The sequence below is a fragment of the Delftia sp. DT-2 genome (genome assembly GCF_028401915.1).
Lineage (GTDB): Bacteria > Pseudomonadota > Gammaproteobacteria > Burkholderiales > Burkholderiaceae_C > Comamonas > Comamonas tsuruhatensis.
The window spans coordinates 1-24,495 of record NZ_JAQOTI010000008.1 but is presented as its reverse complement, the minus strand read 5'-3'; the positions used below and the strand labels follow the sequence as shown (position 1 = coordinate 24,495).

The 24,495-nt window shown below is 60.2% G+C and carries 20 protein-coding genes and 1 pseudogene; 13 read left to right on the top strand and 8 right to left on the bottom strand.

What is annotated here, in order from left to right; genetic code table 11:
• Positions 1–53: 53 nt before the first annotated feature.
• Positions 54–1,052: a Bug family tripartite tricarboxylate transporter substrate binding protein gene (locus PO605_RS15345; RefSeq protein ID WP_047473399.1), complete on the top strand. Its 999-nt coding sequence runs from the start codon at positions 54–56 to the stop codon at positions 1,050–1,052.
• Positions 1,052–2,269, top strand: coding sequence for a cystathionine beta-lyase (gene metC, locus PO605_RS15340; RefSeq protein WP_047473401.1), 1,218 nt, complete (start codon positions 1,052–1,054; stop codon positions 2,267–2,269). The genes PO605_RS15345 and metC overlap by 1 nt, the downstream gene beginning before the upstream one ends.
• Before the next feature lie 13 nt (positions 2,270–2,282).
• Here metC and PO605_RS15335 read toward each other — a convergent pair whose 3' ends face one another.
• Both PO605_RS15335 and PO605_RS15330 read right to left on the bottom strand, forming a co-directional pair.
• Positions 2,283–3,356: an NAD(P)H-dependent flavin oxidoreductase gene (locus PO605_RS15335; RefSeq protein ID WP_047473404.1), complete on the bottom strand. Its 1,074-nt coding sequence runs from the start codon at positions 3,354–3,356 to the stop codon at positions 2,283–2,285.
• A 34-nt stretch (positions 3,357–3,390) separates the two neighbouring features.
• Positions 3,391–4,593 carry a YbfB/YjiJ family MFS transporter gene (locus tag PO605_RS15330; protein WP_016448656.1) on the bottom strand — a complete coding sequence of 401 codons (1,203 nt, stop codon included), beginning with the start codon at positions 4,591–4,593 and terminating at the stop codon, positions 3,391–3,393.
• A gap of 102 nt (positions 4,594–4,695) precedes the next feature.
• On the opposite strand from PO605_RS15330, the gene PO605_RS15325 reads away from it, so the two are divergent.
• Complete coding sequence (locus PO605_RS15325; protein WP_016452133.1) at positions 4,696–5,619, top strand: LysR family transcriptional regulator; 924 nt, start codon at positions 4,696–4,698, stop codon at positions 5,617–5,619.
• 3 nt (positions 5,620–5,622) lie between these two features.
• Here PO605_RS15325 and PO605_RS15320 read toward each other — a convergent pair whose 3' ends face one another.
• The 3 genes and pseudogenes from PO605_RS15320 to PO605_RS15310 form a co-directional block, all read right to left on the bottom strand.
• A complete protein-coding gene (locus tag PO605_RS15320; RefSeq protein ID WP_047473520.1) occupies positions 5,623–6,978 on the bottom strand; it encodes a HipA domain-containing protein in 1,356 nt (451 codons plus the stop codon).
• A 7-nt stretch (positions 6,979–6,985) separates the two neighbouring features.
• Entirely contained in the window at positions 6,986–7,285 is a 300-nt protein-coding gene (locus PO605_RS15315) for a helix-turn-helix domain-containing protein (RefSeq protein WP_016448653.1), read from the bottom strand.
• Positions 7,286–7,455: 170 nt separating this feature from the next.
• A pseudogene (locus PO605_RS15310) lies at positions 7,456–8,127 on the bottom strand (ATP-binding protein); the annotation flags it as partial.
• 153 nt (positions 8,128–8,280) lie between these two features.
• Here PO605_RS15310 and PO605_RS15305 point away from each other — a divergent pair.
• From PO605_RS15305 to PO605_RS15280, 7 genes are all read left to right on the top strand, one after another.
• Positions 8,281–8,931 carry a TnsA endonuclease N-terminal domain-containing protein gene (locus PO605_RS15305; protein ID WP_272206593.1) on the top strand — a complete coding sequence of 217 codons (651 nt, stop codon included), beginning with the start codon at positions 8,281–8,283 and terminating at the stop codon, positions 8,929–8,931.
• Positions 8,921–10,870, top strand: coding sequence for a Mu transposase C-terminal domain-containing protein (locus PO605_RS15300; RefSeq protein WP_272206592.1), 1,950 nt, complete (start codon positions 8,921–8,923; stop codon positions 10,868–10,870). The genes PO605_RS15305 and PO605_RS15300 overlap by 11 nt, the downstream gene beginning before the upstream one ends.
• A gap of 7 nt (positions 10,871–10,877) precedes the next feature.
• Positions 10,878–11,771, top strand: coding sequence for a TniB family NTP-binding protein (locus PO605_RS15295; protein WP_272206591.1), 894 nt, complete (start codon positions 10,878–10,880; stop codon positions 11,769–11,771).
• 6 nt (positions 11,772–11,777) lie between these two features.
• A complete protein-coding gene (locus PO605_RS31025; RefSeq protein WP_442874720.1) occupies positions 11,778–12,719 on the top strand; it encodes a TniQ family protein in 942 nt (313 codons plus the stop codon).
• 647 nt (positions 12,720–13,366) lie between these two features.
• Positions 13,367–14,353, top strand: a complete 987-nt coding sequence (locus PO605_RS15290; RefSeq protein WP_213757706.1) for a hypothetical protein — start codon at positions 13,367–13,369, stop codon at positions 14,351–14,353.
• A gap of 368 nt (positions 14,354–14,721) precedes the next feature.
• The gene (locus PO605_RS15285; RefSeq protein ID WP_272206590.1) at positions 14,722–16,911 is read left to right on the top strand and encodes an EVE domain-containing protein; all 2,190 of its coding nucleotides are present in this window, start codon (positions 14,722–14,724) and stop codon (positions 16,909–16,911) included.
• The gene (locus PO605_RS15280) at positions 16,877–17,362 is read left to right on the top strand and encodes an ASCH domain-containing protein (RefSeq protein WP_026062362.1); all 486 of its coding nucleotides are present in this window, start codon (positions 16,877–16,879) and stop codon (positions 17,360–17,362) included. The genes PO605_RS15285 and PO605_RS15280 overlap by 35 nt, the downstream gene beginning before the upstream one ends.
• A gap of 29 nt (positions 17,363–17,391) precedes the next feature.
• Here the strand turns inward: PO605_RS15280 and PO605_RS15275 are convergent, their stop codons facing one another.
• Positions 17,392–17,742 carry an H-NS histone family protein gene (locus PO605_RS15275; protein WP_050042347.1) on the bottom strand — a complete coding sequence of 117 codons (351 nt, stop codon included), beginning with the start codon at positions 17,740–17,742 and terminating at the stop codon, positions 17,392–17,394.
• 145 nt (positions 17,743–17,887) lie between these two features.
• Entirely contained in the window at positions 17,888–18,184 is a 297-nt protein-coding gene (locus PO605_RS15270; RefSeq protein WP_272206589.1) for a helix-turn-helix domain-containing protein, read from the bottom strand.
• 81 nt (positions 18,185–18,265) lie between these two features.
• Between PO605_RS15270 and PO605_RS15265 the strand changes: the two genes are divergently transcribed.
• The 3 genes from PO605_RS15265 to PO605_RS15255 all read left to right on the top strand — a co-directional run bounded on the left by PO605_RS15265 (position 18,266) and on the right by PO605_RS15255 (position 23,696).
• Positions 18,266–19,249, top strand: a complete 984-nt coding sequence (locus tag PO605_RS15265; protein WP_272206588.1) for an AAA family ATPase — start codon at positions 18,266–18,268, stop codon at positions 19,247–19,249.
• Between the two features lie 65 nt (positions 19,250–19,314).
• Positions 19,315–21,849 (top strand): S8 family peptidase, encoded by a 2,535-nt coding sequence (locus PO605_RS15260; RefSeq protein ID WP_272206587.1) that lies wholly within the window; start codon positions 19,315–19,317, stop codon positions 21,847–21,849.
• 95 nt (positions 21,850–21,944) lie between these two features.
• Positions 21,945–23,696 (top strand): hypothetical protein, encoded by a 1,752-nt coding sequence (locus PO605_RS15255; protein WP_272206586.1) that lies wholly within the window; start codon positions 21,945–21,947, stop codon positions 23,694–23,696.
• 14 nt (positions 23,697–23,710) lie between these two features.
• Here the strand turns inward: PO605_RS15255 and PO605_RS15250 are convergent, their stop codons facing one another.
• Positions 23,711–24,145 carry an HAD domain-containing protein gene (locus PO605_RS15250; RefSeq protein WP_272206585.1) on the bottom strand — a complete coding sequence of 145 codons (435 nt, stop codon included), beginning with the start codon at positions 24,143–24,145 and terminating at the stop codon, positions 23,711–23,713.
• Positions 24,146–24,495: the final 350 nt, after the last annotated feature.

The following is a 24,495-nucleotide window of genomic DNA, read 5'->3' as shown; positions in this document are numbered from 1 at the left end:
CACGCAAAGAGCATCCGAACAGCCCAACACCACATAACGACAGGAGACAAGACATGTTCGCAATCCCCACCCTGGCCAGGATGCTGGCCGCCAGCCTCGCGGCCCTGGCCATGCTCTCGCAGGCCACGGCCGAGCCGCTGGCCGCACGCAACGGCTATCCGGCCCAGCCGATCCGCTTCATCTCGCCCTTCCCGCCGGGCGGCGGCAACGACGCCAGCACGCGCTGGGTCACCACGCGGCTGACCGAGGCCACGGGCCAGCCCTCCGTGGTGGAAAACCGGGGCGGCGCGGGCGGCAACATCGGCGCCAAGGCCGTGGCCGAGGCCAAGCCCGATGGCTACACCGTGCTCACGGGGCAGGTCTCGCTGATGGCGGTGAACCCCGCGCTCTATAGCGCGCCGGGCTTCGATCCGCTCAAGAACTTCGTGCCCATCACGCAGATCAACGCGGCGCCGCTGGCCATCGTGGTCGCCTCGGCCTCGCCCCTCAAGAGCTTTGCCGACCTGGTGGCGCGCAGCAAGGGCGAGCCGGGCCGCGTCACCTATGCCACGCCCGGCAACGGCACGCTGTCGCACCTGGTGGGCGTGGTGCTGTCCAAGGAAAACGGCGTACCCATGACCCATGTGCCCTACAAGGGCGCGGGGCCGGCCATCAACGATCTGCTGGGCCAGCAGGTCGATGTGCTGATCACCTCCACCTCGTCCGTGGCCGGCATGATCCAGGCGGGCCAGGTGCGTGCGCTGGCCGTCACCAGCCCGCGCCGCATCGGCGCGTTCGGCAAGGTGCCCACGCTGGAGGAACTGGGCCTGCGCAATGCGCGCTTCGAGGACTGGTACGGCTTCTTCGCTCCCGCCGGCACGCCGCCCGAGCGCGTGGCCTTCTTGCACGACGCCATCGTGCGCACCCTGCAACTGCCGGAAGTGACCAAGCTGGTCGTCGATGGCGGCAGCGAAGTCGTGGCCAGCACGCCAGAGGCCTTTGCCGCCCAGCTGCGCCAGGACATGGAGCGCTGGTCGCGCGTGGTCAAGCTCTCGGGCGCGAAGATCGACTGATGGCTGCCGAACACGTCCCCGTGCCTGGATCATCGGCCTCTGGCGCCCCCGCGCTGGACCTGCAGACCCGGCTGCTGCATGCGGGCAAGCGCCCGGCCTATGCGGGCGGCACGGCCGTCAACCCGCCCCTGGTGCGCGCCAGCACCGTGCTGTTCGAGAGCACGGCACAGCAGCGCGAGATGCGCGAGCGCCGCGCCGGCGAGCGCATCTTCAGCTACGGCGCGCGCGGCACACCCACCGGCTTTGCGCTGGAAGATGCCGTCAGCGAGCTGGAAGGCGCCCACCGCACGCGGCTGCTGCCTACCGGCCTGGCGGCCATCGGCATGGCCCTGCTCTGCTACCTGCGCCCCGGCGACCATGTGCTGCTGACCGACAGCGCCTACCAGCCTGTGCGCCACCTGGCCGGCCAATGGCTGCGGCCCTACGGCATCGAGTACGACTTCTTCGCGGCCGATGGCAGCGACGCCCAGGCGCGCATGCGCCCCAACACCCGCATGGTCTATGCCGAATGCCCGGGCTCGCTGGTCTACGAGATGTGCGACCTGCCCGCGCTGGCGGCCATGGCCCATGCGCGCGGCGCCCTGGTCGTGGCCGACAACACCTGGGGATCGGGCTGCCAGTACCGGCCGCTGGCGCTGGGGGCCGATGTCTCGGTGATGGCAGCCACCAAGTACCTGTCGGGCCACTCCGACGTGATGATGGGCACCGTGGCCACCACCGAGGCCGCCTGGGAGCCGCTGGCCGCGCGCTGCGATGCCTTCGGCATGGCGGTCAGCCCCGACGATGCCTGGCTGGTGCTGCGCGGCATGCGCTCGCTGGCCGCACGGCTGCAGATGCACGAGGCGCATGCGCTGGAGGTGGCGCACTGGCTGCAGCAGCACCCGGCCGTGGCCACCGTGTTCTGCCCCGCGCTGCCCACGCACCCCGGCCATGCGCTGTGGCTGCGCGACTGCCAGGGCACCAACGGCCTGGTGTCGCTGGAGCTGCAGCCCGGCACCGCCGAGGCCGCCGTGGACCGCTTCATCGACGGCCTGCGGCTCTTCGGCATTGGCGCCTCCTGGGGCGGCTACGAGAGCCTGGCGACAGCCGCGCACATGGCGCAGGCGCGCAGCGTCACCGACTGGAGTGCGCGCGGGCCCGTGGTGCGCCTGCACATCGGCCTGGAGTCGCCGCGCGACCTCATCGCCGATCTGGAGCAGGGGCTGGCGGCACTTTAGTGGATAACACGCTCTAGCGGCCTGCCTGAGCGCTCGCCAGCTCGCCGGCCAGCGTCTGCACCAGCGCAGCGGCCGGCATCTCGCGCGCCAGCGGCGCACCCTGGCCGGCCCAGTGAGCTGCGTAGTCGGAACTGCCTTGGGCGGACGCCGCCTGGTGCAGGGCCTTGCCTGCGTCGTAGACGCGCGGATAGTCGGGCAGGGGCTGGCCATGGCTGGCGCCCAGCGCATACAGCCGGTTGACCATGCCGCGCGCCGGCCGGCCCGAGATGGCGGCGGTGATGCCTGTGTGGTGGGCGCGTTCGCTGCGCAGCTCGGCACGGTAGGCCGGGCTGGCGGACGATTCAGGGCAGAGGATGAAGGCCGTGCCCAGCTGTGCCGCACAGGCGCCCAGGCCCAGCGCGGCCGCAATGCCTTCGCCATCCATGATGCCGCCGGCCGCGATCACCGGCAGGGCCGTGTTGCGGGCCAGCACGCGCACCAGGGCGAAGGTGCCCATCATGCGGTCCTGCGCGGGATCGAACGTTCCGCGGTGTCCCCCGGCCTCCACGCCCTGGGCCACGATGGCATCGACACCGGCCTGCTCCACCTGGCGCGCCTCGTCCAGCGACGTGGCGCTGGCCAGGGTCACGACGCCGGCCGCGCGCAGCGCGTCGATGAAGCCCTGCTCAGGCAGCCCGAAATGAAAGCTCACCACGGCGGGCCGCTCCTGCAGCAGCATGGCCTGCAGCGCGGCGTTGCCGACGGCGGTGGCGTAGATCTCGTTGAGCGTGGCAGGCGGCGTGGCGCCAAAGCGCGCGAACTCGGGCGCCAGATGGGCCAGCCAGGCGGCCTCGCGCTGCGCATCGGCCCGGGCCGGCCGGTGGCAGAACAGGTTGACGTTGAAGGCGCCCGAAGTCAGCGCGCGCGTCTGCACGATCTGCTGGCGGGCCTGCTCCGTGCCGCTGGCGCCAATGCCCAGCGAGCCCAGGCCGCCGGCCTCGGTGACGGCGGCCGCCAGCGCGGGCGTGGACGTTCCGGCCATGGGGGCCTGGATGATGGGATGGCGCATGCCCAGGCGGGCCATCCACGCGGTCTTTGCGGTGCTCATACGACTCCTTGTTTCCTGCCACGAATCCGCGCACTCATGCGGCGGCCTGCCGGCGCGCGCTGGCGCGGCTGGCGGCGATCATCAGCGTGCCCAGCAGCAGCGACACGCTGCCGATGACGAACAGGCGCTGGTACGAGCCCAGGCCCGCATAGCTCCAGGCCATGAAATATCCCGACACGGCCTGCATCAGCGCAAAGGCCGCCGTCGCATAGCCCCACATGCGCTTGTGCTGCACGGGGCCGATCAGCTGCATCAGGTAGCCCGAGGTGATGGCCGCCATGCCCGGCGACAGCGCGCCCACCAGGAAGGACGAGGTCGCATGCCCCGCAAATCCCACCCAGAACAGCGGCATGGCAATGGCCAGGGTCTTGACCGCATAGGCGCCCGTGGTCGTGCCCCACCAGCCAAAGCGCGTGGCGCACAGCGAGGCCACCAGCGGCCCGGCAATGGCGCCCAGGCCGAACACGGCCCACTGCGTGGAGGCGTAGGCGTCGCCCAACTGCAACTCGCGCGCCAGGTAGTCCACCCAGAACACCGTGTGCGGCACAAAGCCGAAGGCATCCGTCATATAGGCCAGCATCACCAGCACCACGGGCAGCGTCCACAGGGGCGCGGCGGGCACGGGCCGGGCATGGGGCGTGATGGCGATGGGCGCAGGCACCGGCAGCCGCCGCACATGGCGCCAGCCCAGCCAGCCGGCCCAGGCGCAGACCGCCGCCAGCGCCCACCAGACGGCGCCCAGGCTCTGGCGCGCCAGCAGCGGTATCAGCGTGGCCGACAGCAGGGCGCCGGCACCTATGCCGCAAAACATCAGCGGCCCCAGGGCCGCACGCCGCTGCAGGGGCGTGGCCGCCAGGGCCACCGAGGGACCCAGCACCATCAGGATGGCGCCGCCAATGCCCGAGATGCAGCGCCAGGCAAAGAACCAGGGCATGGGCAGCGGCCAGGCGCAGGCCGCAAAGCTCAGCGCCAGGGCCACCCAGCACCACAGCAGCACGCGCAGCGCGCCCAGGCGTTCGGCTAGCGGCGCGGCCGCCAGCGCCCCGATCAGATAGCCCAGCAGATTGGCCGCGCCCAGGTAGGCCACCTGCTCGCCGCTGAACCAGCCGGCATGCACCATCTGCGGCATCAGCGCCGTGTAGGCAAAGCGCGCCAGGCCGACGCCGCTGAGCGTGGCCATGAAGCCGGTCAGCAGCAGGGAAGTTTCGTTGCGTTGGATCACGGGAGTGGGCGCCATGCGGGGAGGATGGGCATACCTTAAGCCGCCGGAGTCATCATGTCCAATGATTCAAAATGATGGCGTCGATCTCGATTGAAGATGAATGCCACTGGAGCCGCGATGCAATTGAAGTCCCTGCGCATGTTCCTGGCCGTCTGCGACAGCGGCAGCTTCGGCGCCGCCGCGCAGCAACTGCACACCGTGCAGTCCAACGTGACGGCCCATGTGAAAAAGCTCGAGGACGAGGCTGGCGTGCAGTTGCTGGAGCGCAGCGCTCCCGTGCACGCCACGCCTGCCGGCCGCCTGCTGGAGCAATACGCGCGGCGCATGCTGGCCGACCACGACGAAGCGCTGGCGCTGCTGCAGGGCAGCGCCCGGGCCGCAGGCGCGCTGCGCATAGGCTCCATGGAAACCACGGCTGCGCTGCGCCTGCCGCCGCTGCTGGCGCGCCTGCACCAGGCCCGGCCCGGCCTGGACCTGGAGCTGCGCACGGCCACCACGGCCGAGCTGCTGGCTGACCTGCTGGCAGGGCGGCTGGACTGCGCCTTCGTCTCGGGCATGCCGCCCCAGTCGCGGCTGCAGGGCTGGAAGGTTTTCGAGGAGGAACTGGTGCTGGTCACCGCCTTCGCGCTGCCGCGCTTTCCCGATGCCGCCCAGCTCAGCGCCGTGCCCTTCCTGGCCTTCCGCCAGGGCTGCAGCTACCGCCAGCGCATCGAACTGCTGCTGGCCACGCGCGGCGTGGCCGCACGCATCATGGAAATGGGATCGCTGGACGCCATCCTCGGCTGCGTGGCCGCCGGCATGGGCTACGGCCTGCTGCCGCGCAGCGTGGTCCAGGCCCAGCAGCACCGCTTCGGCGTGCACATCACGGCCCTGCCCGGCGCACTCGCCCAGGAAGTCGCCCGCGTGGAAACCTGGTTCGTCGTGCCCGCGCGCCAGGGCTGGTCGCCTGCGCTGCATGCGTGCGTGGAGGTGCTGGGGATCGAGGGTGTGCAGGGCGAAGAGGCCCTGGGCATGGAAGCCGTCCCGGCAGCGTCTGCCTGAGACTCAGAACAGGTCGGAAGGCAAGGCTGCTGCCTTCTGGGCGATGTCCACCAGTCTTTGGGCCTGGGTGGTCGCATAGGCGGCGATGCGCTGGGCGAAGGCGTGTTCTTCTGGCGTGTAAGGCGATTCGCGCAGAACCTTGGCCGCCGCACCAGGGGCTGCCTTGGCCATGCGCTGGGCTTCACGTGCGAGCAGCCTGCGGTCTATTGCACACAGGTGCGCGAAATGCGCAAACTCGAAGGGTGTGAGTTCCTCCAGCGCAAAGCAGTCGCCGAAGGCCATGGCCAGTTCCTGGGACACATCGGGATACTGGGCCACGCTGACGAGGTCGTACCAGGGTGCGGTCGCCAGGCCCTGCGGCAGCACGTGGAAGGAGAAGTTCTTGCCATGTGCGTCGCCATTGCCGATCAGTATCTGGAACAACGCCCATCGGATCATTGCCAGCTTGTCCGCAGCCTTCGCCACCGAGTGCTCCAGTAGACCGAACAGCCGGGGAAAGCTCATGCCGTCGCGGTATAGCCGGGCATCGCCCACGCTGCCGATGTGGTGCTCGTACTTGTAGCTGACGGGAAGATCGCCCGCTTGGCATGCATCGATGATGTGGGTGCGCAGGACCCGTCTTTGTGGCGCCTGCCGCACGCGGTCAAAGCGCCTGACTGCCAGCACCGGCTGTGGCACGTGCAGCATCTGCACCTCGGCTGCAGGCAAGCGCATGGCCGCTGCCAGGCGCATGCAGAAATGCTCGTTCACCACCATGTGCGGCACCGCGCTGTCGCGCGGCTGGGGTTTGAGGATGTGGGTGGACGGAACGTTGTCGGGAAGGAAGATGGAGCCTTCCTGCACGCTCTCGCCTTCCACGTGCACGGGCAGCTTGTCCTGGTAGCCGGCCACCGACATGCGCACTTTGCCATCCCACTCGATGAAAGGGCGTGTCTCTCGGTCTGCAATGCGTTGGGAGAGTTCTGCGGTCGATATGGTGCGAGCGGCATTGGCGGCCTGTGGATCGGGCCTGCTGCCATCGGCCTGAAACCGGAAGGCCCCGGTGGTCTCGGCGCCGAGGGCGCGTATCAGACCGAAGATGTTGCCCTTGCCTATGCCCTGACTTCTGGCCACCACATCCAGCGCCGCGCCTTCAGGCAGCAGGTTCTCGATGAAACGCCGGATGGAGCGCGAGTCGTAGCCCCCTTCGGGAGCGGCCAGCGGCAGGCAGGGCGCCAGGTAGAAAGGCCGTTCATGCTCCAGCCATGCAGGCGCATACCGCAGTCCCCAAAGATCGTTGTGCGGGTCATGGGTCACATCGGCCACGTGCGTGCCGACATCGTTCCACAGCGAAAGCGAAAGCGACGGCGGCGTGGCCATGTGCGCTTCAGGCCCGTGGAAGCCGTGCCATCAGGGCGTCCTGCTTGGGCGCGATGACCATGGCGAGACCCAGCCCGTCGAGTACGGCCAGCAGCTTGTCGGAGCCCACGCCGCCCTTGCCGTTCTCCAGACGGGAGAGCAGATCCAGCGACACGCCGCACAGGGCTGCCGTGTCATCGATGCGCAGGTGCTGGGCCTTGCGCATGGCACGGATCTGGGCGCCGAGCCTGGACAGGTCAGCGATGACCACGGCCCCGGGCTGCAGGGGATCCTGCTGCGGGCCGTTCATGGGCGTGGAAGACGGCATGGATGGATTGGCTTTATTTCTGATATTCCGAAATTCTAGGATTTCTTAGGGAATTTTCAAAACAATTTCCAATATTCCGAAATTCAGGAGTACTTCGTTTCATTCAGGAGGAAATTTCGGAATATCAGAAATAATTCCGGCAACCATGCAACCGCGTCCAATGCAGATCCTCATGAAGGCAACCGCAACACCCTCCGATACTGCATGGCCTCCGCCACATGCCCTGTCTCCACTGCCGCGCTGCCGGCCAAGTCGGCAATGGTGCGCGCCACCTTGAGCGCGCGGTGGGTGCTGCGGGCCGACCAGCCCAGGCGTGCGGCGGCCTTGTGGGCGAAGGCCAGGGCCTCGGGCGACAGGCCCAGGTGGTCGTCCAGGGCCTGGCCCTGGAGTTGGTGGTTGGCACTGCCCTGGCGCTGCAGGGCCAGCGCGCGGGCCTGGACCACGCGATCGCGCACGGTGTCGCTGGCCTCGCCAGAGCGCGCGGCCAGCAGCTCCTGCGGGGGCAGGGCGCCGACTTCCACATGCAGGTCGATGCGATCCAGCAGCGGGCCGCTGATGCGCGCCTGGTAGCGCGCCACCTTGTCGGGCGTGCAGCGGCAGCGCTGCACCGTCGACCCCCAATGGCCGCAGGGGCAGGGATTCATGGCCGCGACGAGCTGGAAGCGCGCGGGGAATTCGCAGCGCTGGGCGGCCCTGGCGATGGTGATCTGGCCGGTCTCCAGCGGCTCGCGCAGCGCCTCCAGCGCGCTGCGTGCGAACTCGGGGAATTCGTCCAGAAACAGTACTCCGTGGTGGGACTGCGAGATCTCGCCGGGGCGCGGTGGCGAGCCTCTGTCGATTACAACGAAAAGCTTAACCACGGCGTCACATCTTGCTACACAATGGTCTACCAAGTCTGTCGTATGGGTTGATTCAATACATTGAATTAGTTAACTGATATGAAAATTACAATAATTGACGTTACTGAAAGCGATCTTGGTGTGCGGCAGGTCCCCATGAACTACCGTTCGGTCACCGGGCGGGTGCAAACCTTGGATGGGCAGACGGTGTCATTCGAGAGCACCTTGGAGCGCGATCTGGTCTTGTTGATGGACTTCGATCCTCGGATAGCACGCATCACCCACCAACCGATGAAGATCCGGTACCGTCTCGAATCTGGCGAGGAGCGCGCATACACGCCTGACTACTTGGCTACTTCTCGGGGCAGTCCGCTCAGGAAGCCTGCACGGCCCCTGCTTTTTGAGGTCAAGTATCTGGATGAACTTCGGGATCGATGGAGCGACCTCGAAGCGGGTTTCCGGGCCGCCCGTATGGTTTGCGCGCAGCGGCGTTGGGGGTTTCAGGTTGTCGATGAACGCTGCATCCGCGACGACTATCTGAAAAATGTCACCTTTCTGCGTGACTACCGCTCGTATCCCTCCGATGGCAAGTCGGCTCTCATGCTCCTACAGACTCTGCAAGAGCTTCAAGTCTCCACACCTTCGGAACTGTTGGCTGCAACCTTCATGGACCTGACCAACCGCATGCAAGCTGTGGGCGCCATGTGGCGAATGGTGGCGAATGGCTCCATCGGCGCGAATCTCAGGCAAAGGCTAACGATGAAGTCAGAAATTTGGTACGAGGAACCTACGCTGTATGGCAAATGAACTGCATGCTTCTGGCTTCGCTGTCAGCCCTGGAGCCCCGGTGGTGTTCAAGCAGAAAGCTTGCATCGTGCGCCGTGTTCTCTCCACCGATCGGGTGATCATCGAAGACATTGATACCGGCCGCTCAGAGGTCGCGTTCATCAACCAGCTGTCTTCGATCACCACGCTTGTGCCCGAACATGAAGCTGGGGCTACAGGGGAGATGGTTGCTGGACCGTCAGCCCTGCCACCAGCGCTGCTGGCCTTTACTGCTGCCGAGATTGCGAAGGCTGAAAAGCGTCTGGACGTGATCGCCCCGTTGTTGGCAATGCGCAAGCGCTCTCGCAAAGATGTCGAGGACCATGCCAGGCAGTCCGGGGTTTCCGCTGTCACGCTCTACAAGTGGATCAAGAACTACAACGGCTGTGGCTCTCTCGTGGGCCTCATGGATGGCAAGCGAGGCGCCCCCAGCATCACGAAGCTTGATGAGCGTGTGGAGCAGTTCATTCAGGAGGCGATAGACCAGCTGTACCTGTCGTCGCAGCAGCTGACGCCTCGGGATATCTATCAGACCGTGAAAGACCGTTGCGAGCTCGAGCACAAGCCCGTCCCCCACGAAAACACCGTGCGCAACCGGATCGCTGCACTCCCTCTAAACCGTGTTCGGCGCAGGCGCGGTCAAGTTGCTTTGGCAGACAAGGACATGCCTACTCCCGGTGTCTTCCCCGAACCCGTCAATCCTCTCAATCCGGTGCAGATCGACCATGTCCAACTCGACATGATCGTGGTCTTCTCTGACACACGGATGCCATGGGGACGGCCTTGGCTGACCCTGGTCATTGACTGCCTGACACGCGTGATCATCGGCTTCTATCTGAGCATGGACCGCCCTTCAGCAGTGGCTGCCGGCATGGCCCTGGCGATGGGCATGCTGCCAAAACAGGATTACCTCGCATCCCTGGGTTTGCCAGGCCGTTGGCCTGTGCACGGCAAGATTCGCAAGGTGCTCTGTGACAACGCCAAGGAATTTCGCGGGGAGGCCCTTAAGTTCGGCTGCAAGGAGAACGCTATCGGTTTGGAACTTCGGCCTGTCAAGCAGCCACGCTACGGGGCCTACATCGAGCGCCTCGTGGGCAATGTCAACATGATGCTGCGCAAGAAGCCTGGCACGACGTTCTCCAACCCTCAGCAGCGGGGAACATATGACTCCAAGAAAAAGTCTGCATACACCTTGCATGAGCTGGAGATCGAAATTGCAGACTGGGTTGTGAACCACTACCACGTTCACAAACACGGTGCTCTGATGAAGCCGCCATTGATCGTTTGGGAGGAGAAGATTCTGGGCACAGATGGCGCAATGGCAGCCGGACTTCCGATCCAGATCGCGGATCCAGAAAAGCTCAAGCTAGACTTTCTCCCGCTGGAGTCGCGTGTGGTGTCGCCCTCGGGCGTCCGAATGAACAAGGCTGACTACTATCACGAGGCTCTCAATCGATGGATCAATGCAAGCGATCCCGACCATCCTTCGGAGAAGCGCAAATTCACCGTCAAGTACCATCCTCGGCGCCGGCGTGAGGTGTGGTTTCTCGACCCGGAGGTCAAGCAGTACGTGAAGCTCGATCGCTATCCATTCCAAGCTCCCGGAGATGACGAGGTTGACGGCTACGTGGGCGTGGAAGAGCACATTGCGATCGAGGCCCGCAGGCAGCACGAGGGAAGCCAGCTGGAGGACAAGAAGGCCAAGGCAGGTTACCGCTTGCGTAGCGCCCACAGAGAGGCCAATGCTGTCGCAGACACGAAGAGAGTGAGGCGAAAGCCTCCATCGTCGTCGCCTCGAAGTGGTGGCGCAGACCGGTCGGTCGTCGAGACGCAAATGCAGCCTGCGCGCGAGCCCCTGGGATCGGGGGCCAATCCCTTTGAAGCATTCTTGAGCAAGAAAATTACGGGCTTCAATGCGTAGCGTGACGATGAACCAATTTCCTCATCTACACGAAGCTACGGCTCAAATGCTGGAGGCTTCACTGCCCGAAAAGCTGGAGTTCGTTCGCTCGAACCACCTGTTCGGCTACCCCGCCTACGACCATATTTTGCGAGACCTGCAGGATCTGGTGGCGTTCCCTCGTTCGCTTAAACCTGAGTGTCGCGCTGTCATCGCAGACAGCGACAATGGCAAGACCACGTTGACGCGGCAGTTCATTGCCAACAACCCCATCGTGCTGGATGAGGCCGGTTATCCGATCACCAAGGTGTTGTGGGTCGAGACACCTGCGAGTGCTGATGAACGACGGCTGTACAGCGCGATCCTAAGTGCCTTGAACGTGACGCATCGGCCCGACGCCCCCCCAGCACGGCTGGAAGCGCTTGCGCATGAAGAATTGGCCGTGCAGCGCACTTCTGTACTGGTCCTCGATGAGTTGCACGCCATGCTCAACAGCCCCGCGCGTCAGCAAAAGCAGTTCATGGCCTCTCTCAAGAGGCTCTCTAACATGCGTCAGTTAAGCATCGTGGCATGCGGGACTGTCGACGTCTCAAGGGCCTTGGCTATCGATACTCAGTTCGTCAGTCGTTTCACTCGATTGGCGTTGCCCCGTTGGCAGGCAGATGAAAGTTTTCTCAAGCTGCTCGCATCTTTCGAGCGACTGATGCCGCTCGCCAGGCCCTCAAATCTGACCGCCCCCAAGATGGCGCTTGAGGTGTTCAAAAGCTGCGATGGCACCATCGGGTCCGTACGAAAGATCACGCTCCAAGCTGTCGAGCGCGTGCTCAAAGATGGTGGCGAGCGGGTTACGTTCGAGATTATGCAAGGCGCCTGCCAGTCTTATACAAGGAGCCGCTTGGTCACGGCACCGCGGCCGAGCTGAACAATCATGCAGCCATATTCCCAAGAGACGCTGGGCTCGTTCTTGGTGCGCTGGGCATGGGCTCGGGGGGAGCAGCCTGCAGTCTTGTCTCATCGACTGGGCCTGGGCTACTTCGTTTGGACCAGGGATCTGGACCGCAGCTTGTCCGAGGAGATGTTGCAAGCCATTGCAGCGGCCAGTGGCTGCAGGCTGGAGCAGGTTCGTTGTATGACCTATTGCAGTCAGCTGGCTGCAGCAGCAGTACCTGTGCACCGCAGCGGCTTTCTGCCTTGGCTGCTGCCTTTAGGGATCTACCATCGGCGCAGGCTTCGTTTTGGGCAGCTGTTCTGCCCTGCTTGTCTAAGGGAAGATATGCCGCGCCATCTGCATATGCACTGGCGCTTGGCTTCATCGTGGATTTGCCTCAGGCACGGCGTCAGTCTCATGGATGCGTGTCCGCACTGTGGCGCCCCGTTCGCTCCATATCGAAACGACTCTCTTGTTTTGGGGCGATGCGAGTGTTGCGCCTTTGCTTTGTACAGCGCACATCCATCTACCTGTTCTGCGCGGCAGCAGGCGCAGCAAGAGCGTGTCGATGCGTTGTGGAGGCAGGCGTTTCTCGGGCACCCGCTGCCTTTGGCGTTGGCCTATCGGTTGATCACTCAGAGGGCGAAAAAGGCTCCTGATTTTTCAGGCGCAGGAGAACCGTGGAGCTACTGGCGAATCTTTGCTCGCAGCCACCTGCTGGAGAACGCCTTGGCCAGGTTTGACGAAGATATGGAGTGCTACACAAGAGAAGTTGGAGTCCAAGAGTGTTACGTTCGTGCTTTGCCGCAGGCACGTACGACGCCAAGGTCGTGCTGGGAAGTGCCGCGTGATCCTCAGCTGCGTGCTCGCAGGATCCTTCAGATTGCATTGCGTTTGTCGGTCAGGCGCTCCACTGCATCGCGTGTGAGGGCACGGCTATGACCCAATCCAAAGCTGATGGGTCGCCGGGACAATATTTCGCACATGCACTGCGTTCAGCGTGCGGCAACTGTGGGCGATCGATGGACAAGGCCCACCGCATCCATCATGGAGTGAAGTACTGCAGCAATTGCTACCCAGCAGTTTTTCCTCCGCGAACCTGCCAGATCTGCGGCGAGACGGCCAGAGCCCACAAGCATGCAACCTCGTCCGTGTGTGGGAAATGTGCACGGCAGGACCGCACATGTCTGCGTTGCGGCCGTTTGACTCCCCAAGCCGCTTTGCGGGTCGGAGACCGCGTTGCATGCGCATCATGTGCGCCTTATTACCGCGCTTCAAGACCTTGCGATACGTGTGGAACGCCGAGCACTAAGCTGAGCAAGTCGCGCGGCTTTCCTGAGCGTGGCCAGATGTGTGAGCGTTGTCTGCGCAAAGTTACTCAGGCTACCTGCAGCCACTGTCACAAGCACCGCACTCAGTACTTTATGACGCTCGCTGGTTGCCATCTTTGCAGCAAGTGCTGCGAACTGGATGGTCCCAGTCATGACTGTCCAGATTGCGGCTCGCGCGTGCAGGGAACGGGCTTCTCGCCTTGTTTCAGCTGTTCCATCAAGCGCGGGAATGTGAAACGGCAGCAGTCAGCCCAGCACATGCTAGTGACTCAACAGGCGAAGCAGCTGTACGCGGACTTCACGCAGTGGGGCAATTCATCGCAGCGGGCAAGCAAGTTGGCGGCGCATGCTTCGCGCTACTTGCAGTTCATCACTCGCATAGACATCGCGCTGCAGCAGGCATCCGTCCCGTTGGACCAGGCAGTGTTGCTGGAGACCTTCACAACGCAGGAGCTGCGGCAAATGGGGTTGCTAATGCAGTTTTTGGTGGAACAAGGCGCTTTCCTCCAAGACGCTGCAGCGCGCCGCCAAAACTCGGATGAGGCCTTGGTGCAAAGCAAGCTCAAGGGCGCTACTGGCAAGCCCTGGGCCGCCGATCTCCAAGCCTTTGATACGGCGTTGGCCCAACGGCAAAAGCCGCTGAATGTGCGAAGTCGCAAGTCCTATCTTTCTGCTGCCATTGCCCTGTTGACTGCCGCCAAGGTGGGACGCGCAACGCAACTCAAGCAGGAAGCAGTCGATGCACTCTTACGAAGCAAGCCAGGCCTGCGCGCATCACTGACCCCCTACTTGTCGCACTTGGCGAGCCGGCACGGGATGCGCCTGAAGGTGCCCGGCAAGCGCACGGCACCCAGACAATCTCTGCTGCCGCAAGCGCGGTACGCAAGGCTATTGATGGATGCCATTGCGGGCAAACCTCCTCGCTCAACTGAGTTGTCGTTGACCGCTACGTTACTTGCGCACCTACTGAACGTGCCACTGACGCAAATACTTCAGCTGAGACACCAGGACGTTGACTGGGCGACAGGGTTGCAGATGCGCCTGAAGGATCGCTGGATGGAGGTGCCGCAAGAAGTGGGCGCGTTTGTCCGGGCGCTGCAGTCACCAGAACATTTGGGTGGGTCAGACTTCAACCCTTGGGTGTTCCCGGGCCGACTGATAAGTGACTGCCTCAGCACATCTGCTGTTTCCTACCATCTGAGAAAGTACGAAATCCCGACGAACCGAAAGCAAGCACGCCACTGAACCGAAGATGCCCAAGGCATTTACAGGCTCTGGCGAACTTCAGCAATCAGATGCGCTACGGAATACGTCAACTGTTTCTGAGGCTTGACCGGAGAACTGTATTTATATACAGTATTCCTATGCGCCTCTCACCCACCCCTAACCCGCGACAGAAGCCTGCGTGTGTGGAGCGGAGCAACCCTGGGTTCAGGCCATTGTCCAATCGTGTATGTACACACAAGGCCAAAGTTCGCGAAGGCACGCACATCTTTCGCCTCCCATCTTTCACGCATTGCAAGTCGATGCCCATGGTTTTATTGGCTGCAGCTATACGTAACAGCTTTGATACAGTCCTGCCCATCAATTTAACCAGGTGGAGCGTTGACTGCATGGAAACCAAAAAGCTCAGTATCGAGTTGCTTTCGAAGCGCCAAGATGTCCTGCCATTCGTCGCCAAAGTTGTGCAAGCCGCTGAAAGTGACCGCGATGCCTTGGGCTGGTTTCCCTTCAGTGTTTACAACGAGGCGGCAACCGGTGAACGGCTTATCGTTGCAGTTGCTCACCGAGCTGGCCAGGCCTGTTATGCAGGCCACTTGCTGTTTGCTACGCGGTTTCCACGGGGCTACGTGAGTCAGATCCATGTCGATCCGCAATTGCGCCGTTACAACGTTGCAAAAACGATGCTCGACGCGCTCAAGGCACATTTGAGTGCGTTGAACTACATCGCCATTGGTGCTCGAGTCGCTGAAGACCTGCGCTTATCCCAGGAGTTTTGGCAAAGCCAGGACTTCTATGCTTATCGCACCACCCCTGGGGGCAAGACACGGGGTCGCACCTTGGTGCTGCGCAGCCACGAACTACCAACTCGACAGCTCTTTGCAACCAGCGGGCTTAATCACCGAGATCCACTGGGCCTTGCGGCAGAGCCCCCTGCTGCCACCAAGCTTTATCTGCTGGACCTCAATGTGATGTTCGATCTGGGGCCGCGAAGAGCGCGTCACCAAGATGTCGTCGACCTGTTTGCTCTCGAACGTTTGGGCGTGTGCCGTCTTGCGTTGAGCACAGAGTTTGATGTCGAGCTTAAGCGATCTGCGACGAGAGGGAAGACCGACCCCATGCAGGGCCTGGGGCAAGTTTTCCCGAAATTCGCGGCCCCTCCTGACGATGTGATGGCGCAACTCACCAACGAACTCGCTCCTATGATTTTTGCGGAGCGGTTCGCAGCAGATGCCCTGACAAGCAACGACCTGTCTGACCTGCGGCACCTGGGCACCGTGATACATCACAAGCTAGCAGGCTTGGTGACCAGTGACGGCGCCATTTGTGATGCAGCTGCCATGCTGCGCTCACGGTACGGCATCGAAGTGCTCTCCCCATCTGCTTTCCAGGTTCTGGGGGAGATTGATCCTGAGCTTGGAGCCATCACTGCCAGCACACGTGACACACTTGAACTCAAGGAGCTCACCTGCGGCAACGAAATGGCGGTTCGTGAGCTCCTTGGACGCCTGGGGGTCGGTCTGGTGGAGCAGTCCACTGCATGGGCTGCCGATGATGGCAACAGCCGCGCTCGCCATCGTTACATCGTTGCACAAGGCTCTGAAGTCATCGGATATCTGATGTGGCCCAGCGGCCTCAGGGGGGGCACTTGCGATGCCTACTTGGCAGTCGATGAACGCGTTACGTGTGCTCCGGATGCGGCACGCCTGATGCTCGTTCATCTGATGGGAAGGACACAGGAAGACGTTCAACGCGTCCGACTGAACCTCGCACCCCAGCAGGCATCGGTCCGGGAAGTCGCCCTGGAGATCGGTTTCACCGGAACAGACAAGGCGCAGGAGTTGCACAAGGTATCCCTCTACAGCGTGGTCCTCCCCCATAACTGGTCGACACATCGTTCGAAACTTCAAAGTGCGAGCGAAATCGGTCTACCTTTGTCGATGCCGATTTTCCGGGATGCCGACCAATACATCGAGCTGACCCGCCCCGATGGCCAACGCACACAGCTCACAGCTTTTGCCTTGGAAACCTTGCTGTCGCCAGCGCTGATATGCATGCCTGGCAGACCGGGTGTGCTCGTGCCCATCCAGCGGGACTATGCAGAGCACTTACTGGGTCATCTCGATCAGATGCAGCTGCTCCCGCGTGCCAAAGCCTTGCTTTACCAGCAACGCCACTATCTGAGTTCTCCGAGAACCTTGAAGTCTTTCCAGCGTGGCAGCCTGATGTTCTTCTACGAGTCCACGCGCAACAAAGGGCTCAAAGCCGTGGTGGCCATGGCAAGGGTGACAAATGCCTACTTGAGTGCCCAGGGGCTGGTCGACAAAGGGGACCTGGACCGGTCCGCGCTTGAGGCCATCGATCTCGCAGCCATCGGAAAGTCCGAGATCAAGACCGTCGTGGCCTTCAGCAACCTGCAGAACCTGCCGAAACCTGTGCCTCTGGAGAGCCTTAAAAGGTTCGGTTGTGGCGAGCCCACCCAGCTGCTGACCAGCCGAATGCTCACATCCGAGCAGATCGAAAATATTCTTCTTGAAGGATTTCCAAATGAACGCCGCGCACCACTTCTTGATCTCTCTTGAAGAAAGGCATGCGAGCAGGATTCTTCAAGGCACCAAGACCGTCGAGCTTCGTCGTCGTCCCATGCATGTCGCCCTTGGATCGACGGTCTGGATCTACGTAAAGATGCCGGTGGGCAGCATCGTCGGGTGCGCCACGGTCACAGGCCTGCACACACTCGCCCCCAGTACTCTATGGAGGCGTTTCGGTACTGTATCCGGGCTCAAGCGCCAGGAGTTCTTTGAGTATTTTTCGGGTTTGCCAAAAGCCTTTGCACTGGGGCTGAGCGAACCTACACAACTCGCGTCTCCCATACCGCTGAGCAAGCTGCGCGACATGGCGGGCGGCTTTCATCCACCGCAGTTCTTCGCCAATGTCGCCAGCGATGGGCCTTTGCTGCACGTGATGAGCCAGGCTCTTCACGGCAGACCCCACAAGTCGCCCAACCTGCAGCGAGAGCTGGAACTGGCGTGAGGCGTTCTCGGAAAACGCCGGGACCGAGATTAGGCTCTACGGCGATCTGCCGCAGCAGCCATCTCTGCCAGGAACGGCCCTTCATGTTGGGCAGGTTGAGCGATGAGAAAGGCGTTGCGATCTTGGCCGACGATCCACGCAGGAGGCTTGCCCCGTCCTGTCCATGTGGCGCCAGTAGTTGGATTTTGGTACTTGGCCGCGCCTTGCTTTTTGCTTTTGGCGGGCAGCAACGGAAAGACTTGCTGAGAGGTGAGGCCAAACTCGGTGACGAGCTCTTGTACGCGACGAAGTGCGGCTGTGGCTTCAGTTTTCTTTGCCTTGGCGATTTCTGCATCCAGAGCAGCTTTCGCGGCCAGTAGTTCGGTCAAATTCATAGTCATACCTTGGTCCATGGGCGTTCGCCATCACGTGTGGCGCCAACAATTATCGGGCTTACTTGGAACTGACTGAGCCTCGCCGCCAGTAAAGATCAGGTCGGTGGGGATGGTGAACGGCAAAGAGCATCCGTCCCTGCTGCCGTCAGATTCATTGCCCACGGGCATCCAGGGCCGTGGCGATCTGCAACTCCCTCGTAGCGTCGATAGTCAAACGCAGTGCACGGCGCACAGGGTCCACTTCAGCAACGGGGGAGCGCGTCTGTGCTGCTATTGCACCAAGGCAGTGGTTGATGACGGATGTCGGGGCACCGAGTTGCTCGCGCTCGTACCGCGACAAACAAGAACGATCTACGCCAAGGAGCTTCGCGAATTCGGCTTGGGTGCGCTTTCCTCGTGCCTGCCTGATCAGTTCACTTTGCCGTGTAGGGAACGTTTGAATACTCATCGATGTGCTATAGATACACCATATGTGCAACAATAGCACAAGTTGATAGTAGCCTCCCCTACAATCAAAATTGGACACAACATGGCAAGAGCAGACCAAATCAAAGCGCTTTTCAGAGCCTACGCAGGTAACGAAGACGCACAGTTCATCTCCGTGGCACTTCAAGTCGCTGCGGATGAAGCTCGCCGTGGTCACTCAAAACTTGCAGGGGAGCTGCGAGAGCTCATTGAAAAGGCGCGAGCACCTGCTGCCCCCCGTGCGCGCGCACGGACATTGCCTCTTGTGCAGCCTCGCGGCGAACTGGCTGAGCTGCTGACAGCGCAGTACCCCCAGCACCCTTTGAAGCACATGGTCCTGTCCAGGGAGGTGGAGCAGAAGCTGCAACGCGTGCTCCTGGAGCAGCGGCAGCATGAGCGCCTCAGTGAACATGGATTGACGGCTCGCCGCAAGCTCTTGTTGGTAGGGCCTCCCGGCACAGGCAAAACGATGACGGCTGCCGTGCTCGCTACTGAGCTGAAGCTGCCGCTTTTCACCGCGCGGTTTGACAGCCTCATCACCAAGTTCATGGGGGAAAGCGCCTCTAAGCTTCGCTTGGTCTTCGAAGCTCTCAAGATCACCCGCGGTGTGTACTTTTTTGACGAGTTCGACTCGCTGGGAATGCAGCGGGGGGGGCAGCATGACGTTGCAGAGATGCGCCGCACGTTGAACATGTTCTTGCAGCTGATCGAGCAGGACACCTCGGACAGCATCATCGTGGCGGCAACGAACCACGGAGCTTCTCTTGATACTGCGCTCTTTCGCCGCTTCGATGATGTGATTCGATATGCCACCCCAGACGAAGCGCAAGTCGATGAACTGCTGCGCAATCGTTTGGCGATGATGGCTCCTGCAGACTTGAACTGGTCAAATCTGGTCCCCCGTGCAGTGGGACTTTCCCACTCCGAGATCACCAAGGCTTGCGAGGACGCCATCAAGGACGCCATCCTTGAAGAACGAACGAGCATTTCAGAAAAAGGCGTTCTCACCCACCTGCAGGAGCGAGCTGCAAGCCAGCTGCACAACTGATCGGCCGGCCGTCCGGCCGGCCGGTCTGGTACATTGAGGTAACAAAATGCATCGTTGCCCTCACCATGCCAGATCTCGATCATTTGTCAGTTACGGGGTTCACTACCGACCGAAGCTTCCAGTCGACACACTCGTTTCCCAAGCCATCGGAGCTTCAGCGGGACCGGGAGCAGCATGGCAGCGCATTGCTGCGTCAACTCGCGAAACTACGGTTAGACGCTGAAGCTCTTTCCTTGGAGCGTGCAAAGCGCGGGCTGACTACGTCCACTGGAATGATCATTGCGATCGAGTTTTCGGCTCAGGCGAAATTTGATGTCAAAGCCCTCGAGTGGCGCAAAGACGAAATAGAGGTTTTAACTGTTGCGCAGTCCGGTGGCGGAGCCCAAGTCGTTGCGCTTCATGTTCCGGAAGGCAAGCTGAGTGCGCTTGAGACTCGGGTAAGGAAGTACCTGAGTGGCCCTATGACAAAGCATGGGAAGCCTCCCCATACACAGCTCGTCAATGCAATCGAGAAAATTCGCGGAGCGGCCTTTGCAGAGTTGTGGACAGAGGAAGCGGCACCACCCGCGCCTGAGAAAGCAACTTGGCTGCAAATCTGGTTGCGCAACGGTGCCCGGACAGCGAGCGCAACAGCAAAGGCATTCCAAGCAGCTGCCGTGCAGTTCGGTATTCAGGTCGAAACGAGTTACCTCAGCTTCCCAGGGCGCGTTGTAGTTGCAGCATGGACGACTCGCAAAGCATTGGAGGGCGCACTCAGACTGTTGGATCTGATCGCCGAGATACGGTACGTTCAACCACACGCAGAGTTCTTTCTTTCAGATCTTGCGCCTCGTGAGCAGGCCCCCTGGGTGCAAGAGCTGCTGCAACGATGCACATTCGCCGAGCCAGGCACAAGCCCCTATGTCACTTTGCTCGACACAGGGGTGAACCGAGCCCATCCTCTGCTGGAGAAGGCTGTCGCCCATGAGGACGTGATGGCGGTGGATTCGGAGTGGGGTCCAGGTACGGATGTAGATGGACATGGAACCGAGATGGCAGGCGTCATCTGTCACGGCGACCTGGTGGCACCTTTGGCGCATGATCAGAAGCTCGATGTGCCTCATCGAATGGAGTCAGTGAAAATCTTCCCGCCTGCAGGAGCTAATCCACCACATCTGTACGGCTGGATCATGGCAAAAGCGGTGGACAAGGTCGAACAGAAGAATCCGGGACGCTCACGCATTTTTGTGACAATGACTACAGCGATCGGTCCCGGAGCAGGGATGCCTACGGAATGGTCAGCGTGCGTAGATCAATTGGCTTTTGGCTTGAACGGCCTTGACCCTTACACCAAGGGCATCAGCTGGGGCACGGACTTTGCGCTCAAACAGCGGCTGTTCGTGATGTCCGCAGGAAACGTGCCCTGGCAGGGTTGGACTCAGTACCCCGATATCAACCACTCTACTTCCATCGAGGACCCTGGCCAGTCTTGGAATGGCCTCACCGTAGGTGCCTGCACTGACCTGACCTATTTGGACATTCAGCGCTGGCCGACGTATGCTCTCATCGCACAGGGTGGTGCTCTCTCCCCGGCATCGACTACATCGCGCTTGTGGCGAAATTCATGGCCCTTGAAGCCAGACGTTGTCGCGGAAGGGGGAAATGCGACGATTGATGACACCAATGTTCCTGCAGTGGGACCTAGCAGCTTACGAATATTGACGACATCCCACAGAATGCACCAGGGGCCTTTTGCCGAAACAGGGGATACCAGTGCAGCGGCCGCAGAAGTGGCAAGAATTTGCGCCCACATAAGAGCTAGATATCCAAACTATTGGGAAGAAACTGTTCGTGCCTTGGTAATACACGGCGCACGCTTCACTCCCCAGATGCTGGCTCAGCTGCCGAGAGGCGCGAAAAAAAGGGACATGAGGGAACTCTTGCGCACTTATGGCTTCGGCAAAGTCTCTCTGCAAAATTCCTTGGCTTCGGCCGAAGACGCTCCTACTCTCATCGTTCAGGACACAATCGTTCCGTATCAGCTTGAAAAGAGCAAGGTCAAACTCAAAGAGCTGAAATTGCACAAATTACCTTGGCCAGCCGATGAGCTAGAGGCCTTAGGTGAAGTTGCTGTGGAAATGAGGGTAACTCTATCCTTCTTTGTAGAGCCGAATCCCAGCCGCAGAGGGTGGCAGAGCAAATTCCGATATCAGTCTCATGGGCTTCGATTTGCTGTCAAAGGCGCCAGCGAAGATGAGGTGCGCTTCAATCAACGAATCAACAAGCTCGATCGCCTTGAAGATTTTGACGAAGATGAAAGCCTGTCGGACCCCGATAAGAACGAGTGGCAAATCGGGGCAGTGCTACGCGCTAGAGGCTCTGTGCATAGCGATGTCTGGAGGGGGACTGCGGCACAGCTGCGTGAGAAGTCGCACATCGCAGTGTTCCCCATAGGTGGCTGGTGGAAGGACTGGCCAGGAGCCGAGCGCGCTGGCAAGTCCACCAGGTATTCGTTGGTCGTTTCACTGCGCCCCATCCAAGAGGTTGACGTGCCAATAGATCTCTACACGCCGATCGCCACGGAAATCGCAATTGTCAACGCTGTTGACATTACTACTTAGGCAGATCAGAAGAACGTTATGCACTAGCTGTACTTGGCTGTCAAAGCCAAGCACTAGTCTTGCGCGTAGTCTGTCGTGCACCTCCTCAGCCCAGCATGTCCTCCGTTTCAGATCTCCAATTCTCCCAACTGCCACTGAATGACACCTTGTATCGTCTAGTCGGTGCCGCCAAGATACTCCCCAAAAAAGATGAAATGGAGACGCCACGTGTGCAGCTGTGGTTTGCGGAGATTGATAACCGGGTTCCTGAACGTCTCGCCTATGCCAGAAGGGCCAGCGGAGCTTGTAGTCTGTTGTCGGTGATTGAGGCAGCAGGTTCTCTGCCAACATTCCCCTTGGGCTCATTTTGGCACGATAAGACCATGCAACATGGGTTGATCATGGGCGATCAAATCAAGATTGAAAACCTACGTATTCCCCCACAGAGTTGGATACTTGTTCCTCCAAAAGACTACATCCGTACCCACGGGAATTACGGTATGCAAGAATTTCCCCTGGGCGGCGAAGACATTGCTGGGCAACTCCACGACTTTAGGGATGCACCCTATTATCGATGCTATAGCGACACGGGGCTGGAGCTCATTATCCCAGCGTACGAGGTATTCAGGAGATTTTACGGCGTATGTTCCTTTCTTGCAAATGCATTACTTTCCAATCATTGGAGCAAAGAGTTGCGGAATTTGATTGTAGAAAGTGAAACGGGGTTCACGCCGGAGGGCGATGCCTATAGGATCCTAACCAAGCATAAATTATCTTCCCTTAGCTGCCGTGCCATTGCACATTTCGAGACTTCTGAATATGCCAGCATGCAGGCGCAGGGCATATTTTTGGGAATACAAAACTCCCGGAGGGCGGGAATACCCCATCCGTGGATTCAAGCTCATCCGCACTGGACTGCAGACAAGGAAAAAGACGATATGACACTGTCATTCCTCGGTCAACAGCTTTCAAGCGGCGCAATTCTAGTGATGTGGATTTATAACTCTGAATTTCCGCCTCCTCCCGTGCCTCTCGTTCGTGTTCTGGCCAACCAAAAAATACCGATAAATTCGCAGCAATCTTCACAAGCATTTTCTGGGCCTGAAGGACAACCCAAAGGCTTAAACGGAGACCCTGTGGTTATCCATCCGCCAGCAGATACCAGGCTGGGAAATTATGTATCTCATCTTGCGATCAACGAGATGTGGTCTGATTTACCTGACATGAGGATTGAGTATAAAAAGATTACTTTTACAGATCAGGCCCTAAAATCTGATGAAAAATCAAACAAACGCAAAAAAAACCATGGTACCGGGCATAAATCCTCGTCGGGAAGTCTCAGCAGCGCTTCCCTTAGCGCCCACGCACAAAGCGGGATAAAGAACAGATTCAGCGCTCTGGCCGCCTGTTTCATGCAGCTTGAGAAAGAAAGAGTCATTAAACAGAGATTGGACTATGGATTAATAAATCCTGTCGCTGTTGGGAGTGCGGTATATTGCATGCTCCCTACTCAACTTGGAACGACAGATATTCCCTGGGCCATTGTGGGTAGAGGAGACGATGCCAGAGGACGGCTGTGCTGGGTGAGTGAAATTGAGCTGCCTGATGGCTCATTACAGTATTTCTTTGAACTAGAAGTTCTGGATGAAGAAGCCTTCTATGCTCTCATAGTCAAGCCAATTGAAAACGATGCGAAGCTTGCAGAAGAAACCCTGGTCGAAATCCTGAAGCTTGCCGTTTCGACAAAGGGTCGTTGGAATAATGGGGACTGGAGAAATCTGGAAAATTCAATAATAAGGGGGCTTATTAAACACAAGTTCGAAAATGGTGTGCTTAGCGCTGACTACGTCAGAAGAAAACTACTGTGAATTGCGCATTATCTCTACAGGCTTAATAACCGCTCTGTAAGTTCTTCCGCTGTGACAGCAGTCAAACCAGTCGTTCCATCCACAAGGAATACGGATCTATTGAAGGGACGAAAGAGCCAGGATCTATCGTCGATCGCAAGCCAGGGGAACACCATACGATCGTTGTCCCGAAGCCAAGCATTGCACTCGGCCTCACGTTCATAGGCAAGAAGTGAATTTGGAACGTCATGCAGTTCCGCAAAGCGAGGTGTCACATCAAGAACGCGTGAAGCAACATCATCGGAAAAAAGTGAGCGCAGGCTCTCAAGCGAGCGTTGAAGGCGCCAGGTACTTGTGATGACCACGTCCCAATCCGTGCAACGTCGCAGCACGTTCTCGAACACAGGCAAGCAACACAAGTGCTTTGACTCGTGGCAGAACTCGGGATGGATCACTCCATCAAAGTCCAAGAATATTGTGTTCACGCTGCAATTGTAGTGTTGGCGGGTGCCCAAAGGCTTACACCCATCATCGTCATGGTCTAGTCGAGCCCTTTAACGATCCAAGGAGTTAACCAGTTATGCAGAGTTACCCGCAACGCGTTAGAGATAATATCCTTCCCTTATCTGTGGGTTCAACCCTTCCCGAAGCATTTGAAGAATGGTTATTCACCGATGAAGTAATTGATCATGATCATAAAGATGAGATCTGTGAACTGTGCGAGCAAGACGGCCTTCGCTATCTGTCGCATCCCGTACGATCATATGGTCGCTTGTGAAACAGGTGCGGGTGGGTCTGGTACCAATCTTTCATGGCCTGC